This window comes from Dyella sp. S184, from assembly GCF_009766065.1.
Classification (GTDB): Bacteria; Pseudomonadota; Gammaproteobacteria; order Xanthomonadales; family Rhodanobacteraceae; genus Rhodanobacter.
On the sequence record NZ_LMUE01000002.1, the window covers coordinates 1,036,357 to 1,037,095 of the forward strand.

1 protein-coding gene is annotated in these 739 nt (G+C 62.9%); it reads right to left on the bottom strand.

Annotation, left to right across the window (positions count from 1 at the left end; genetic code table 11):
* The coding region (locus tag GSQ75_RS04445) for a TIGR03032 family protein (RefSeq protein WP_158753908.1) at positions 1–739 on the bottom strand (739 nt) is incomplete at both ends.

Here is a 739-nt window from a genome sequence, read left to right on the forward strand (position 1 = left end):
TGTGTTGCCGAAGATCGACAGGCCGCGCACGAACCCGGGCAGGAACGCGTGCGGTACAAACGACTTGGTCGTGAAGTCCACCCAGCCCAGATGACCGGTACCGGCATTCAACACCCACAGCTTGCCGTTCGCCCAGCGCGGTGAATGCGGCATCGACAGGCCTTCGCAGACGATCTCGTTGGTGTCGATGTCGATCACCACGCCACCGTTGTGGCGCCGATCGCGCCAGCCATCCACTGCATCGCTCTTGCACACCGCGGTGACGTACTTGGGCGCGCCATCGACCATCGCCAGTCCGTTGAGGTGGCAACGGTCTTCCGGGGCCAGCTTGCTGATGAAGTCCGGCTTCCAGATCGCCTTGAAGCTGTGCGTCTGGCTCAGCTCGGCCACGCAGGAGTACCTGGTGTTGATGAAGACCACCTTGCCGTTCTTGCGGATGCCCAGCTCGTGGATATCCAGGTCGCCGATCGTCTGCGCGTTGCGCGGGACATAGCACTTGTCGAACTGGGCATGGATGACCTCGTTCGAGCGCAGCACGTTCTCGAAGCGCCACAGCTGATACAAGCCACCCAGGTAAATGCGCTGGGCATTGCCGACAATCCCCATGGCGCGTTCGAACAGGCGCTCGAAGAACGACACCCGGCCGAGCTTGTCGCTGCCGACGAGGTAGACGCGGCCCGTCTGGTAGGACGAAATCGCCAGAGACAGGTTGCTGCTGGCCAGCCAGGCGGCCAGGCCG